This is a genomic window from Azospirillum brasilense, from assembly GCF_008365405.1.
In the GTDB taxonomy this organism is placed as follows: domain Bacteria; phylum Pseudomonadota; class Alphaproteobacteria; order Azospirillales; family Azospirillaceae; genus Azospirillum; species Azospirillum brasilense_D.
Genome location: NZ_QOKV01000001.1, coordinates 684,389 through 698,142 on the forward strand (window position 1 = coordinate 684,389; position 13,754 = coordinate 698,142).

The following is a 13,754-nucleotide window of genomic DNA, read 5'->3' on the forward strand; positions in this document are numbered from 1 at the left end:
CTGACCCTGGGCCGGGCCGTTATAGAGGGGCTTCCTCCACCCCGCAGCGAATCCCCCATCCATGCCCAACCCTGTCCTGACCGTCCCACCGATGACGCTGACGGTCGTCGCGCTGTTCGTCATCACCTATGTCGGCATGGCGCTGGGGCGCTTCCCCGGTTTGCGCATCGACCGCACGGGCATCGCCCTGGTCGCGGCCATCCTTCTGCTGGCCATCGGGGCGCTGGAATCGGGGCAGGTGACGGAAGCGATCGACTTCCCGACCTTGTTCATCCTGTTCGGGCTGATGGTGCTGTCCGCCCAGTACGCGGCCAGCGGCTTCTACGACTGGTGCGCCCTGCGGGTGGCGCAGGCGGCGCGTTCTCCGGCCCGGCTGCTGGCGGTGACGGTGGCGGTGGGCGGCGGCCTGTCGGCGATCCTCGCCAACGACGTGGTGGTCTTCGCCATGACGCCGATGCTCTGTGTCGGGCTGCTGGCCCGCCGGCTCGACCCGAGGCCCTACCTGATCGGCCTGGCCGGCGCGGCGAACGCCGGGTCGGCGGCGACGGTGATCGGCAACCCGCAGAACATCCTGATCGGCCGGATGGGCCATCTGGACTTCTGGCGCTTCCTGGCGGTGTGCGGGGTGCCGGCGCTGGTCGGCCTCGTGGTGGTGTATGCCGTGGTGTGGCTCGCTTGGCGGGGTCGCTTCGGCGAGCCGGATGACGGCGCGGCGGGGGAGGGCGGAGCCGAGCCGGTAACGCTCGATCGCGCACAACTCGGCAAGGCGGTGGTGGCGACCCTGGTGCTTCTCGGCCTGTTCACCACCGACCTGCCGCACGAGATCGGCGTGCTGCTGGTCGCCGGGGCGATGCTGATCAGCCGACGGCTGGCCTCGCGCGGGATGCTGGGCATGGTCGACTGGCATCTGCTGGTCCTCTTCGCCGCGCTGTTCGCCATCAACCACGCGCTGAAGCTGACCGGCCTCCCCGCCGAGTTCGTGTCGGGGCTGGAGGCCGCCGGCTGGCTGCCCGACCGGCTGGCGGTGATGACCCCGCTCGCGCTGGCGGCAAGCAACAGCATCGGCAACGTGCCGGCGGTGATCCTGCTGCTCGCCGCCTGGCCGTCGCCGCCGGAGGGGGCGCTCTACGGTCTGGCGATCCTGTCCACGCTGGCCGGCAACCTGCTGATCCCCGGCAGCCTCGCCAACATCATCGTGGTGGAGCGGGCGGCGGCCTCCGGCGTCCGGCTCGGCTTTGTAGAGCACGCCCGTTGCGGCATCCCGATGACCCTTTTGTCGATGGGATTCGCCGTTTTGTGGTTGTGGGGCACCGGCTGGATGCGTCTGAGCTGATTTTTCTCCTTATGGGCTATGCGAATGGTGCCGCCCCTCTCCGTCCGGGGCATTGCCCTCTCTTCGCAAAGCAAAAAACTTGGGGTGGCCTCTTCGAGGCACAGATGCCCGAAGCTCAGACGCCCCAAGCTTAGACGAAGGACGGAAACCGCATGTCAGAAGCCCAGACGCCCCGGACGCTGGACACCGGAGCCCAGGAACGGCCTCGGGAAACGCCCTGGGAGACTCCGGTCGTCGCGGTGGTGGTCACCCACAACCGTCTGGCCCTGCTGAAGACCTGTCTGGCGGCCATCCATGGGCAGGAGCCGCGGCCCGACCGCATCGTCGTGGTGGACAACGGCTCCAGCGACGGCACCGCCGAGTGGCTGGTCGAACAGCGGGCGGTGATGCCGGAGCTTCTGGTGGTCCGGCAGGCCAACATCGGCTCCGCCGGCGCCTACCACACCGCCTTCGCAACGGCGCTGGAACTGGGCGCACGCTGGATCTGGAGCACCGACGACGACGGCATCCCGGCGCCCGGCGCGCTGGCCGAACTGCTGCGCCAGGGCGAACGGCACGACCTCGACCTCGTCGGGCCGACCGTGGTCGCGGCGGAGGATCGGGGCGATCTGGCCTTCACCATGCAGGGCTTCACCAAGGCCGACGCCTTTGCCGCCGCGGCGCAGGACGGCATCGTGCCGGGAACCATCGCGCTGTTCAACGGGACCCTGCTGCGCCGGCGCGTGTTCGAGCGGATCGGCAACATCAAGCGCGAGATGTTCATCTGGGGCGACGAGTGGGAGTTCACGCTGCGCGCCCGCCGGGCCGGGCTGCGCGACGGGACGGCGGTGCACGCCCTGCACGTCCATCCGCGCAACCGTCGCACCCAGCGCCCGCTGGCCGGCGGCTTCCTGGGCACGGTGGAGGAGATGCCGGAAAACCGCGCCCCCTATTTCTTCCGCAACATGGGCTACATCCACGCCACCTACGAGCGCAAGTCCATCGCCCGTATGATGGTCAAATACACGCTCTACTATCTGCTGCACCGGCGGGCCGACGTGAAGGGGCTGCGCGGCTTCTGGACCCATTACCGGGCCGGCCTGCTCAACCGCTATCCGGAGGACTTGCAGGCGTCTCCCACGGCGGCTGCTCCCGCCCCTCCGCCCCAGTCCCTGCCGAAAAGCGTCTGAGGGGGGCCGCATGTTCAGGGATTTCACCCTCGACGGACGGGCGGCGTCGCGCGCCGAGTCCGTGTATGTCTGGCCCGCCGCCCTGCTGATCCTGGTGGCGGCTTCGATCCCCGTCTGGATGTTCGAGATTCCGGCGCTGGGCGACTATGTCAACCACGTCACCCGCATGTACGCCCTGGCCCATCTCGACCAGGACCCGGCGCTGGCGCAATTCTACATGGTGCGCTGGGCGATCATCCCCAATCTGGTGATGGACATCGTCGTGCCGCCGCTGGCCAAGCTGATCGGGGTGCACACGGCGAGCCGGCTGTTCGTCACCGCCAGCTATCTGGTGCTGGTGACCGGCTCCATCGCGCTCTACCGCGCGGTCTGGGGCCGGGTCGAGCTGGGGCCGCTGGCCGCCGGGCTGTTCCTCTACACGCTGTCCACCTACATGGGCCTGTTCAACTACCTGTTCGGGCTGGGGTTGGCGCTGTGGGGCATCGCCGGCTGGATCGCGATGCGGGAGCGCGCACCCTGGCAGCGCGGGCTGGCCTCGCTCGGCGTCGTGCTGCTGCTGTTCATCTCGCACCTGTTCGCGTTCGGGCTCTACGGCCTGACGCTGCTGGCCTTCGAGGGCTGGCGGCTGTGGCGGAGCGGCGGCTGGCGTGAGCCGCTGCGGGCGCTGCCGGACGCGCTGGCCTTCGGACTGCCCTTCCTGATCGTGCCGCCGCTGCTGCTGATGAGCCCGTCGTCCGGCTTCGCCGACGCGGTGCTGTGGGTCGGCACGGCGAAGCTGATGGGTTTCGACTTCCTGTTCGGCGGCTACGCCGACACGGTCGGCTATGTGACGGGGATCGCCGTCGGGCTGGGCATCGCCTGGGGGCTGTGGAGCGGGGCGATGCGGCTGCATCCGGTCGGTGCCATCACCATCGCGCTGGGGCTGGTGGTCTATGCGGCGATGCCGCTGGTCCTCTTTGGGTCTTGGTTCGCCGACAGCCGCCTGCCCATCGGCATCGCCTTCGTCGCGCTGGGCTTCGTGCGGTGGGAACTGGCAACCTCGGCCATGCGGGCGGGCTTCCTCGCGGTGGTGGTCGCGCTGTCGCTGCTGCGCAGCGCCGACGCCGGGGTGGGGCTGGCCAAGGTCGACCCGCTGCTGGAGGAGGTGCGCCAGTCCCTGCAGCGGATCGAGCCGGGCAGCACCGTGCTCGCCACCTACGCCGACGAGACGCTGCACAAATCGATCTTCCGCGCCACCCAGTTCACCGACGACCGCGCCCTGTCCTTCGGCCTGCACCACGCGCCGGTGCTGGCGCTGATGGAGCGCTCCAGCCTCGTGCCCATCGCCTTCACCCATCCGGGCAAGCAGGTGCTGTTGCTGAAGCCGGACTATGCGGACCTGGATGGTGATTTCACCTACATGCCGCGCATCGGCTATGTCGCCGACGCGGTGCGCCAGCCGGGTCTGCGCGACAACCATTATTGGGTCGACTGGCCACGGCGCTTCGGCTACGTCTACGTGCTGTTCAGCGAGCCCGGCCGCGCCAACCCGGTGCCGGAGCATCTGACGCTGGTGCAGGAAGGGCGGTACTTCCAGCTCTACAAGGTGAGGTGAGGCGGGCGGTTGCCCCCTCCCTAACCCTCCCCCGCTGCGCAGGGGAGGGGACTGCCGCCGCTTCGCAGAAGGCACCCTCTCCCGCAAAGCGGGGGAGGGCCGGGGTGGGGGCAAGGACGCCCCCTCAGGCCGCCCCTTCCGCTCCCCGGACGAACTGGTCGAACATCGGCTGGATGACCGCCTCGCCGATGTCGCGGGTGATGAAGACGATCTTGGAGCGGTGATCCTCGCCGGGCCATTCCTGAAGTTGGACCGGCGGATGGAACATGTGCTGCACGCCGTGGACGACGACCGGCAGCGGGCTTTCCTTCACGTTCAGCAACCCCTTGATGCGCAGAAGGTTCTCCCCACCGGTGGCGATCAGGGCCTCCATGAAGTCGACGAAGTTGTTCCACGGAATCGGCTCGTCCACCACCATGCAGAAGGCGCGGATGTGGTCGTCGTGCCGGTTGGCGTCGTGGTGGTGATGGTCGTGCCCGCAGTCGGGACCGCAGGCGTCGCCATGCTCGTGATCATGCCCATGGTCATGCCCGTGATCATGGTGATGGTGGTCATGCCCGTGGTCGTGGTCATGATGATGCTTGGCCTGCTCGTCGCGGTACGCCTCTTCCCGCAGCCAGCGCGCCACGTCGGGGCTCTTGGTTTCCGGGTTGTAGAGGCCGGCGTCGAACAGCAGAGCCGGATCGACCTCGCCGAAGGCCGCGGGGATCTGCGGGGCGGCCGGGTTGATCGCCGAAAGGCGCTGGCACAAGGCGAGCGTCGTGTGCGGCGTGGCGAGGTCGGTCTTGGTCAGAACGATGCGGTCGGCGACGGCGGCCTGCTTCACGCTCTCCGGCTGGCGGTCGAGCTGGCTGGCGCCATGCACCGCGTCCACCGTGCTGATGACGCCGTCCAGGCGGAAGCGGGCGGCCAGCAGCGGGTCGCTCATCAGCGTGTGGATGATCGGGGCCGGATCGGCGAGGCCGGTGGTCTCCACCACCACCCGATCGAACTCCGGGATGTCGCCGCGCACCCGCTTCAGGAACAGGTCGCGCAGCGTGTCGACGAGGTCGCCGCGGATGGTGCAGCACAGGCAGCCGCTGTCCATCAGCACCATGTTCTCCGACGCCTTGGCGACCAGCAGATGGTCCAGCCCGACCTCGCCGAACTCGTTGATGACCACGGCGGTGCGGGCCATGCCGGGATGGTGCAGGAGCCGTTGCAGCAGCGTGGTCTTGCCGCTGCCGAGGAAGCCGGTCAGCACCGAGACGGGCAGGCGGGGCGCCGGCGGGGCGGCGGGGGTGGTTGCGGCGGTCACGGGGTCTTCTCCTGGCAGTCGGTGCATGTGCCGCGCACCTCGACGGTGGGGCGGCTGACCTGGAAACCATGCTCGGCGGCGATGGTGCCGATGGCGGCGCGGATGCGCGGGTCGTCGATCTCCACGGCGTTGCCGCAGGTCTCGCACACCAGGAACTGCCCGGAATGGACGACCCCCGGCGCCGCGCAGCCGATGTAGGCGTTCAGCGATTCGATGCGGTGGACCAGCCCGTGCTCCACCAGGAACTCCAGCGCCCGGTAGACGGTCAGCGGGGCGGTGGCCTTGCCCTCGCGCTGGCTGAGGTCCTCCAGGATGGCGTAGGCGCCGCGCGGCTTGTGGCTGTTCCACACCAGCTCCAGCACCTGCCGGCGGAGCGCGGTCAGCCGGGCGCCGCGCTCCGCGCACAGGGCGTCGGCGCGCATCAGCGCGTCGGCGATGCAATGCGCGTGGTCGTGCCCGTGGCCGGAGGCCGGGCCGGCGGTGGGGTGGGGATCGGCGGTCATGGCGTTATCTTATTACATCGCCGGACGCCGACACCAGACAAAGAAGAAGGGCGGCCCCGGACGCGGGGGCCGCCCTTTCAGGCGTGTCGCTGGGTTGTGGGACGGACGCCCGTGGGGTCAGAGACCGATCACGCCGCCGTCCTTCTTGGTGATGGCGACCACCGACGGGCGCGGCGGCATGTTGGGCTTGAAGTCGGGCCAGCGGGTCGCCGGGTCCTCGAAGGAGGAGAGCTTGCCCTTGAAGCCTTCCCACTGGTCGACGCCGTCGGTGGCCGGGTGCTGCACGGCGACGAACAGGGTCTTGTCGTCGGTGGTGAAGCAGGGGCCGCACATCTCGGCACCCACCGGCACGCGGTAGAACATCTTGGACAGCCCGCGCAGGTCGCCCTCGGTCTCCACGGCCCAGACGCCGTCGGCGGTGCCGGACGCCTTCTTCCAGTTCTCGCCCTGGTCGGTGGTGATCCACAGGCGGCCGCGGTGGTCCACCGCCGCGTTGTCGGGGCAGGAGAACCAGCCGTTGGCCGAGGTGTCGGCGTGGAACTGCGCGCCGACCTTCGCGTCCGCCGGGTTGCCGCCGCGGACCAGGATCGTCCACTCCGCCTTGGTCGAGGCGTGGTTGCCGTTTTCCGGCAGGATCTCGACGATGTGGCCCCAGTTGTTCTCGGCGCGCGGGTTGGTCGCGTCCACCTGCTCCGGCTTGCGGCGGGAGTTGTTGGTGAGGATGACGTAGACCTTGCCGGTCACCGCGTTGACCTCGATGTCCTCCGGGCGGTCCATCTTGGTGGCGCCCAGCGCGTCGGCGGCGAGGCGGGCGTTGATCAGGACGGTGGCTTGGTCGGGGAAGCCCTTCTCGGCGGTCAGCGGGCCCTGGCCGTGGACCAGCGGCAGCCATTCGACCGAGGCGTCGGCCTTGAACTTCGCCACGTAGAGCGTCCCGGTCTCCAGGATGTCCATGTTGGCGGCACGGTTCTTCGGGTCGAACTTCTTCGCCGCGACGAACTTGTAGACATAGTCGAAGCGCTCGTCGTCGCCGGTGTAGGCGACCACGGTGCCGTCCTTGCCGAGCGCGATCTGGCAGGCCTCATGCTTGAAGCGGCCGAGCGCCGTGCGCTTCTTCGGGGTCGAGGTCGGGTCGTAGGGGTCGATTTCGACGATCCAGCCGAAGCGGTTGGACTCGTTCGGCTCCTTGGCGATGTCGAAGCGGTCGTGATGGACGCCCCAGTTGTACCATTCGCCGGGGAAGCCGTAGCGCTTCAGCACCTTGGCGTTCGGGTTGGTGTCCTCAACCTTGCCCCAGAAGTAGCCGTTGAAGTTCTCTTCCGCCGACAGCCAGGTGCCCCAGGGCGTCATGCCGCCGGAACAGTTGTTCAGCATGCCGCGGACCATCGTGCCGGCCGGGTCGTCGCTGGTCTTCATCAGGGCGTGGCCGGCGGCCGGGCCGGTGATGGCGCAGGCCGTCTCGCCGGTGATGCGGCGGTTGTAGCGGGAATCCGCCACCGTCACCCACTTGCCCTTGACCTTGCGGATCTCGACGACGGTGCCGCCGTGGGCGGCCATCTCGATGTCCACCAGCGCCTTGGTCATGCGGGCGAACTTGTCCTTCTGCTGCTCCACGCCGACGCCGGGGAACATGACCTCCTCGTCGGTGTATTCGTGGTTCACGCAGAGCAGGGCGCGGTCCGGCGACTGCGAGCCGAGCGGCAGCGGGGCGTAGCCGACGAAGTCGTTGTTGTAGCCGAACTGCTTCGACTGCGCCTCGGCGGTCTGGTTCATCGGGTCGAAGGCCGGCGCGCCGGGGACCACCGGATCGCCCCAGCGGATCAGGATGTCGGCGTTGTAGCCGGCGGCGACGTGATGGTCGGCGTCGACACCGTGCGCCACCTCCTGGAAGGAGAAGCTGGCCTTGGCCGGGCGCGGGGCGCCGGTCACGGCGGCCTCGGCCTCACGCGGCGCGGAGAGCAGGGCGGCCGGGCCGATCAGGGCGCTGACCGCGGCGCCGGTCAGCATGCCGCGCATCAGGTCGCGGCGGCCGAGGCGGGCGTTGATGACGTCGCCCATGGTCGGGTTTTCGGACGGGTTGGAGCCGATGTCCTCGCGGCCCTCGAAGGTCAGGTACTTGGTGCCCTTCTGGGGCAGGTCATGCGTGTCCATCGGTGTGCCTCGTCTCTTTCCGCAAATTTATTTTGGGGTGGGGCGGGCGCACCTTACCGGCGGCCTGTGACGGTTTCTTTGCACTCCCATGAAGGCGGAATGAAAACGCACGGTCGGATTTTACGATCCCGCAACGATCAATCGCCGGCTTTCTTGATCTCCTGGAAGGCGGCCAGCGCGCGGTCGCGGGCGGTGCCGTGGTCGACGACCGGCCGCGGGTAGTCCTTGCCGAGCGTCACCCCCGCCTGCCGCAGCGCCTCGTCCGGGGCCTCCCACGGCTTGTGAATCCAGCGGTTGGGCAGCGTTTCCAACTCCGGCACATAGCGCCGGACGTAGGCGCCCTCCGGGTCGAACTTCTCGCCCTGGAGGATCGGGTTGAAGACGCGGAAGAAGGGGGCCGCGTCGGCGCCGCAGCCAGCCACCCATTGCCAGTTGCCGGCGTTGTTGGCGATGTCGGCGTCGACCAGCGTGTCCCAGAACCACGCCTCGCCCTCCTGCCAGGGGATCAGCAGATCCTTGATGAGGAAGGAGCCGACGATCATCCGCACGCGGTTGTGCATCCAGCCGGTCTGCCAGAGCTGCCGCATTCCGGCGTCCACGATGGGGTATCCGGTGTGCCCGCTCTGCCACGCGCGCAAGCCCGCCTTGTCTGTCCGCCAGGGAAAGCGGGCGAAGCGCGCGTCCAGCGGCGTGTCCGGAATGCCCGGCTCCTCGCGCAGCAGATGGTGGTTGAACTCCCGCCAGCCGAGTTCCCGCAGGAAGGACTCGGCGCCGGCGGCCAGTTCGTGCCGCTGGTCGGCGGCGTGGCGCGCGGCGTGCCAGACCTGCCGCGGCCCGATCTCCCCGAAGGCGAGGTGCGGCGACAGGACGGAGGTCCCGTCATGGTCCGGGCGGTCGCGCTCCGCCGGGTAGGCGGCGACGGGGCCATCGAGGAAATCGGCCAGCCGCTCCCGCGCCGCCGCCTCGCCGGGCTCCCAGCGCTCGCGCAGGCCACCGGCCCAGTCGGGCGTGGTGGGCAGCAGGCCCCAGTCCTTCAGCGACTCGCTGGACACCGGCTTGGCCGGTGGCGTCAGCCTGGCCGGCGCGCGGGTGGGGCGCGGCGGCTCCGGCATCGACAGCAGCGCCTTCCAGAAAGGCGTGAACACCCGGAAGGGCGTGTCCGACTTGGTGCGGATGGTCCCCGGCTCGTAGAGCAGGGCGGCGTTGTGGGGATGCACCGTCACCCCGCGCCCGCTCAGCCGCTCGACCACCCGGCGGTCGCGGGCGATGGCGGTGGGGCCGGCGCGGCGGTTGCACAGCACCGTGTCGGCGCCGGTCTCCTCGGCCAGCGCGGCCAGCACCGCGGCGGGGTCGCCGCTGCGCAGCACCAGGGGTGAGCCGAGCTTGGCCAGCGCCTTGCCCAGCTGCTCCAGGCTGCCGTGCAGCCACCAGCGGGAGGCGCCGCCGGGAAGCCAGGGATCGTGGGCGTCCTTCTCCCGGATGTAGACCGGGATGACCGGCGCCCCATCCTCCGCCGCGGCGCTGAGCGCCGGGTTGTCGGCAAGGCGAAGATCGTTGCGGAACCAGACGAGGATGGGGGATTGATCGGTCTTCATCGGCCAACTTTAAGGACATGGAAAGAAGAACGGGCATGCCAAAACGCCGCAGCCAATGACCACGGTGAATGGCTCTTGCTACGCGGCATCGATTGCTCCGGATCACCGCGACGGCAAAAATTTTTCCTGGAGAAATCCTATTGACCGAGGTTTTTGCGCCGCTATTTCCGCCTTCGCTGCCACGACGTGGAGCCGGAGGCACGGCGGCCGACGGCACCGGTTCCACGGTCGGGGGAGGAACGTGACGCCATCCAAATGGAGGAAATGACATGTCCCGCCTGTCGCGGCTGCTGACCGCCGCCACCGTCGCCCTGCCGCTGTCCTTCGCCACCGTCGCCGCGAAGGCGGCGGACGTCGTGGACACCGCCGTCGCGGCGGGCCAGTTCAAGACGCTGGTCCAGGCCGTCCAGGCCGCCGGCCTTGCGGACACGCTGAAGGGCAGCGGCCCCTTCACCGTCTTCGCCCCGACCGACGAAGCCTTCGCCAAGCTTCCCGCCGGCACCGTCGAAAATCTTCTGAAACCGGAGAACCGCGAGAAGCTCCGCTCCGTACTCACCTATCATGTGGTGTCCGGCAAGGTGACCTCGGCCGATATCGCCGGCAAGACGGCATCGCCGAAAACCGTGCAGGGCACCGCCGTGGACATTGACGCGACGAAGGGCGGCGTGATGGTGGACAACGCGAAGGTCGTGAAGCCCGACATCATGGCGTCAAACGGCGTCATCCACGTGATCGACACGGTCATGATGCCGAACTGACGTTCTGCTTTTTCATCGAGGTCCCTCCTGCCGGACGTCTCACCGCCGGTTCCGGCAGGACCACTCGCCCGGAGAGTTCCCCCGACTCTCCGGGCTTTTTCTTTTCACGCCTTATCCGGGGAGAGGCGGCTGCGCGGGAAGCGGTGGACCTTGCCGCGGGCCAGCAGATGCACCTCGAAGCGCGCCGCCAGCAGGCCGGACACCGCCGGGTCCAGCACGTTCAGCCCGCCCGCGAAGGCGCCGAAGGCCGGCAGGATCAGCTTTCCCCCGTCGAAGGCGAAGCAGCGCTCCCGCACCCGCCGGCCCGGCACGACGACGGCGGCCACCGGGTGCAGATGCCCCGACACTTCGCCCATGGCGCCAGGCACCGCCTCGTGCCGGAAGGTCAGCGGGCCGAGCGCCAGCTCGTCCAGGATGCGCCCGCCGAACCCCTCCGGCGGTTCCGGATCGTGGTTGCCGGTGACCCACAGCCAGTCCGCCACCCGCCCGGTCAGGTCGCGTAGCCGCGCCACGTCCCCCTCCTCCATGCGGCTCGCCGCGCGGCGGTCGTGGAAGCTGTCGCCGAGGCAGATCACCCGCTCCGGCGCCAGCCGCTCCACCAGTTCCGCCAGCCGGCCGAGCGTCGCCCGCGTGTCGTAGGGCGGCAGCATCCGTCCGCGCGCCGCGAAGGCGGAGCCCTTCTCCAGATGCAGATCGGCGACCACCAGCGTCCGCTCCGCCGGCCAGACCAGCGCGCCGGAGGGAGCGGGGACCAGCGCGGCGCCCCGCAAGGTCATCGTCGTGTCCATGGTCATCACAACGTCAGCCGGCCCTGCTCATCACGGGGCGCATCAAGCTCCGGCATCGCCTCGGCCACCAGATCGGCTGCGGCTTGCTCCAGAAGCTCGTCGGTGGCGGAGCCGTCCACCCGTTCCCGCCCGATCTCCAGAATGACCGGCACGGCGAGGGGGGAGACGCGGTCGAGGTCCTTGTGGGTGATGCGGCCCTTCACCCGCGCCAGGAAGTCCGACAGGCGCCGCACGTCGGTCAGGCCGCCCGCCGCGTCGGCGCGGGTGGCGCGCAGCAGCACATGGCCGGGGTCGTGTTTGCGCAGCACGTCGTAGATCAGGTCGGAGGAGAAGGTGACCTGCCGCCCCGACTTCTCCTGCCCAGGATGGCGGCGGTCGATGACCCCGGTGATCAGCGCCACGTTGCGGAAGGTCCGCCGCAGCATCGAGGACTCGTCCATCCAGGCTTCCAGATCGTCGCCCAGCATGTCCTGGTGGAACAGCCCGTCCATGTCCTTGGGGGTGCGCAGCGACCACACCGCCAGCACATAGTCGGTGGCGACGAAGCCGAGCGGGCCGCAGCCCATCCGCTCCATCCTCCGGGTCAGCAGCATCCCCAGCGTCTGGTGCGCGTTCCGCCCCTCGAAGGCGTAGACGACGAGGAAGCGCTTGCCCGCCTTGGGAAAGCTTTCCACCAGCAGCCCGTCGCGCGCCGGCAGGACGGAGCGCCAGCGCTGGAGCCGCAGCCATTCCTGAACGTCCTCCGGCAGGCCGGGCCATTGCACCGGGTCGGCCAGCATGGCGCGCACCCGGTCGGCCAGCGCCGTGGTCAGCGGCAGCCGCCCGCCGGCGTAGGCCGGGACCTTCGGCTCCCCGGTGCCGCCCTTGGCGACCTGCGCCTCCATCTCGCGGATGCCGAGGAACTTCAGCAGTTGGCCGGCGAAGACGAAGGTGTCGCCGGGAGTGAGGCCCTGGATGAAATGCTCCTCCACCTCCCCCAGCACCGGGCCGCGGCTCAGGCGCACGCGCAGCATGGCCTCCTGCGTGATGGTCCCGACGTTCATGCGGTACTGCCGCGCCACCGCCGGCCCGGCCACCGCCATGCGCCCGTCCTCGCGCAGTTTCAGGCGGTGGAAGCGCTCGTAATTGCCGAGCGCGTAGCCGCCGGTCGCCACGAAATCCAGCACGTCGTCGAACTCGTCCCGCGACAGCCCGGCGTAGGGGGCGGCGCAGACCACCTCGTCGTACAGGTCGTCGGGCCGGTAGGGCTCGGCGCAGGCCATGCCGAGCATGTGCTGGGCCAGCACGTCCAGCCCGCCGGGGCGGGGCCGCTCGCCGTCCAGACTCATCGCCGCCACGGCGTCGAGCGCGGCGCGGCATTCCAGCACCTCGAACCGGTTGGCGGGGACGAGCAGGGCGCGGCTCGGCTCGTCCAGCCGGTGGTTGGCGCGGCCGATGCGCTGGACCAGCCGGCTCGCCCCCTTCGGTGCGCCGATCTGCACCACCAGATCGACCGCCGCCCAGTCGATGCCGAGGTCGAGCGACGAGGTCGCCACCACCGCCCGCAGCTTGCCCGCCGCCATGGCCGCCTCGACCTTGCGCCGCTGCTCCGCCGCCAGCGAGCCGTGATGGAGCGCGATGGGCAGGGTGTCGTCGTTGAGGCGCCAGAGTTCCTGGAAGACCAGCTCCGCCTGGGCGCGGGTGTTGACGAAGACCAGCGTGGTGCGGTGGGCGCGGATGCGCTGGTACACCTCCTTCAGCGCGTGCATGGCCATGCGGCCGGACCAGGGCAGCCGTTCGCGCGTCGTCAGGATGTCCACCTCGGCGGACGCGCCGGCCCGGCCGGTGACCAGCCGCACGTCGCCGCCATCCGCGTGCCCGGTCTTGGACAGCCAGGCGAGCAGCTGCGCCGGCTCCGCCACCGTAGCCGACAGCCCGACCCGCCGGGCCTGCGGCGCCAGCTTCGCCAGCCGCGCCAGCCCCAGGGCCAGCAGGTCGCCGCGCTTGGTCCCGGCCAAGGCGTGCAGTTCGTCGATGATGACGCAGCGCAGGTGCCGGAAGATCGTCGCCGCGTCGGCGTAGGCGATCATCAGCGCCAGACTTTCCGGCGTGGTCATCAGGATGTGCGGCGGGTTGGCCCGCTGCCGCCGCCGCTTGGATTCCGGCGTGTCGCCGGTGCGGGTCTCGGTGCGGATGGGCAGCCGCATCTCGGCGACGGGCTCCTCCAGATTGCGCTGGATGTCCACCGCGAGCGCCTTCAGCGGCGAGATGTAGAGCGTGTGCAGCCCCTCCCGCGGGCGCTCCGCCAGATCGATCAGCGAGGGCAGGAAGCCGGCCAGCGTCTTGCCGCCGCCGGTCGGCGCGATCAGCAGGGCGCTGTCTCCGGCGACCGCCGCCTCGACCATGGCGAGCTGGTGCGGGTGCGGCGCCCAGCCCCGCGACCGGAACCAGCCCTGGACGTTGGCGGGGAGGAGGGGGGAGGGGAGATCGGGCATGAAGGACCGGATGGTTCGCTGAGACCGGAAAGAATAGTGTCGCGAATCGAACGGAGCAAGAACGGGAGCCCTTTTGCGTCCCGTTGACGGCT

Annotated in this window: 10 protein-coding genes; 4 read left to right on the forward strand and 6 right to left on the reverse strand. The window is 69.8% G+C overall.

What is annotated here, in order from left to right:
• Positions 1-61 precede the first annotated feature (61 nt).
• The 3 genes from DS837_RS03300 (at position 62) to DS837_RS03310 (ending at position 4,096) form a co-directional block, all read left to right on the forward strand.
• A complete protein-coding gene (locus DS837_RS03300) occupies positions 62-1,333 on the forward strand; it encodes an SLC13 family permease (RefSeq protein WP_149163396.1) in 1,272 nt (423 codons plus the stop codon).
• Positions 1,334-1,485: 152 nt separating this feature from the next.
• A complete protein-coding gene (locus DS837_RS03305) occupies positions 1,486-2,502 on the forward strand; it encodes a glycosyltransferase (protein WP_149163397.1) in 1,017 nt (338 codons plus the stop codon).
• A 10-nt stretch (positions 2,503-2,512) separates the two neighbouring features.
• The gene (locus DS837_RS03310; RefSeq protein WP_149163398.1) at positions 2,513-4,096 is read left to right on the forward strand and encodes a hypothetical protein; all 1,584 of its coding nucleotides are present in this window, start codon (positions 2,513-2,515) and stop codon (positions 4,094-4,096) included.
• Between the two features lie 124 nt (positions 4,097-4,220).
• Here the strand turns inward: DS837_RS03310 and DS837_RS03315 are convergent, their stop codons facing one another.
• The 4 genes from DS837_RS03315 to DS837_RS03330 form a co-directional block, all read right to left on the reverse strand.
• Positions 4,221-5,420: a CobW family GTP-binding protein gene (locus tag DS837_RS03315; protein ID WP_149163399.1), complete on the reverse strand. Its 1,200-nt coding sequence runs from the start codon at positions 5,418-5,420 to the stop codon at positions 4,221-4,223.
• The gene (locus DS837_RS03320) at positions 5,390-5,896 is read right to left on the reverse strand and encodes a Fur family transcriptional regulator (RefSeq protein WP_149163400.1); all 507 of its coding nucleotides are present in this window, start codon (positions 5,894-5,896) and stop codon (positions 5,390-5,392) included. The genes DS837_RS03315 and DS837_RS03320 overlap by 31 nt, the downstream gene beginning before the upstream one ends.
• A gap of 117 nt (positions 5,897-6,013) precedes the next feature.
• On the reverse strand, positions 6,014-8,047 hold the full coding sequence (locus DS837_RS03325; protein ID WP_149163401.1) for a PhoX family protein: 2,034 nt from the start codon (positions 8,045-8,047) through the stop codon (positions 6,014-6,016).
• A gap of 137 nt (positions 8,048-8,184) precedes the next feature.
• A complete protein-coding gene (locus DS837_RS03330; protein ID WP_149163402.1) occupies positions 8,185-9,642 on the reverse strand; it encodes a cryptochrome/photolyase family protein in 1,458 nt (485 codons plus the stop codon).
• 269 nt (positions 9,643-9,911) lie between these two features.
• Between DS837_RS03330 and DS837_RS03335 the strand changes: the two genes are divergently transcribed.
• On the forward strand, positions 9,912-10,400 hold the full coding sequence (locus DS837_RS03335) for a fasciclin domain-containing protein (protein ID WP_149163403.1): 489 nt from the start codon (positions 9,912-9,914) through the stop codon (positions 10,398-10,400).
• A 104-nt stretch (positions 10,401-10,504) separates the two neighbouring features.
• On the opposite strand, the gene pdeM is transcribed toward DS837_RS03335, so the two are convergent.
• Both pdeM and DS837_RS03345 read right to left on the reverse strand, forming a co-directional pair.
• Positions 10,505-11,194, reverse strand: a complete 690-nt coding sequence (gene pdeM, locus DS837_RS03340) for a ligase-associated DNA damage response endonuclease PdeM (protein WP_149163404.1) — start codon at positions 11,192-11,194, stop codon at positions 10,505-10,507.
• Positions 11,194-13,662, reverse strand: coding sequence for a ligase-associated DNA damage response DEXH box helicase (locus DS837_RS03345; RefSeq protein ID WP_149163405.1), 2,469 nt, complete (start codon positions 13,660-13,662; stop codon positions 11,194-11,196). The genes pdeM and DS837_RS03345 overlap by 1 nt, the downstream gene beginning before the upstream one ends.
• Positions 13,663-13,754 lie beyond the last annotated feature (92 nt).

What these genes read in the sequence shown, in the direction of transcription:
- DS837_RS03325 (WP_149163401.1), bottom strand. Translation starts at nt 8,047, where the DNA reads ATGGACACGCATGACCTGCCCCAGAAGGGCACCAAGTACCTGACCTTC.
- DS837_RS03335 (WP_149163403.1), top strand. Translation starts at nt 9,912, where the DNA reads ATGTCCCGCCTGTCGCGGCTGCTGACCGCCGCCACCGTCGCCCTGCCG.
- pdeM (WP_149163404.1), bottom strand. Translation starts at nt 11,194, where the DNA reads ATGACCATGGACACGACGATGACCTTGCGGGGCGCCGCGCTGGTCCCC.
- DS837_RS03320 (WP_149163400.1), bottom strand. Translation starts at nt 5,896, where the DNA reads ATGACCGCCGATCCCCACCCCACCGCCGGCCCGGCCTCCGGCCACGGG.
- DS837_RS03310 (WP_149163398.1), top strand. Translation starts at nt 2,513, where the DNA reads ATGTTCAGGGATTTCACCCTCGACGGACGGGCGGCGTCGCGCGCCGAG.
- DS837_RS03305 (WP_149163397.1), top strand. Translation starts at nt 1,486, where the DNA reads ATGTCAGAAGCCCAGACGCCCCGGACGCTGGACACCGGAGCCCAGGAA.
- DS837_RS03315 (WP_149163399.1), bottom strand. Translation starts at nt 5,420, where the DNA reads ATGCACCGACTGCCAGGAGAAGACCCCGTGACCGCCGCAACCACCCCC.
- DS837_RS03300 (WP_149163396.1), top strand. Translation starts at nt 62, where the DNA reads ATGCCCAACCCTGTCCTGACCGTCCCACCGATGACGCTGACGGTCGTC.
- DS837_RS03330 (WP_149163402.1), bottom strand. Translation starts at nt 9,642, where the DNA reads ATGAAGACCGATCAATCCCCCATCCTCGTCTGGTTCCGCAACGATCTT.
- DS837_RS03345 (WP_149163405.1), bottom strand. Translation starts at nt 13,662, where the DNA reads ATGCCCGATCTCCCCTCCCCCCTCCTCCCCGCCAACGTCCAGGGCTGG.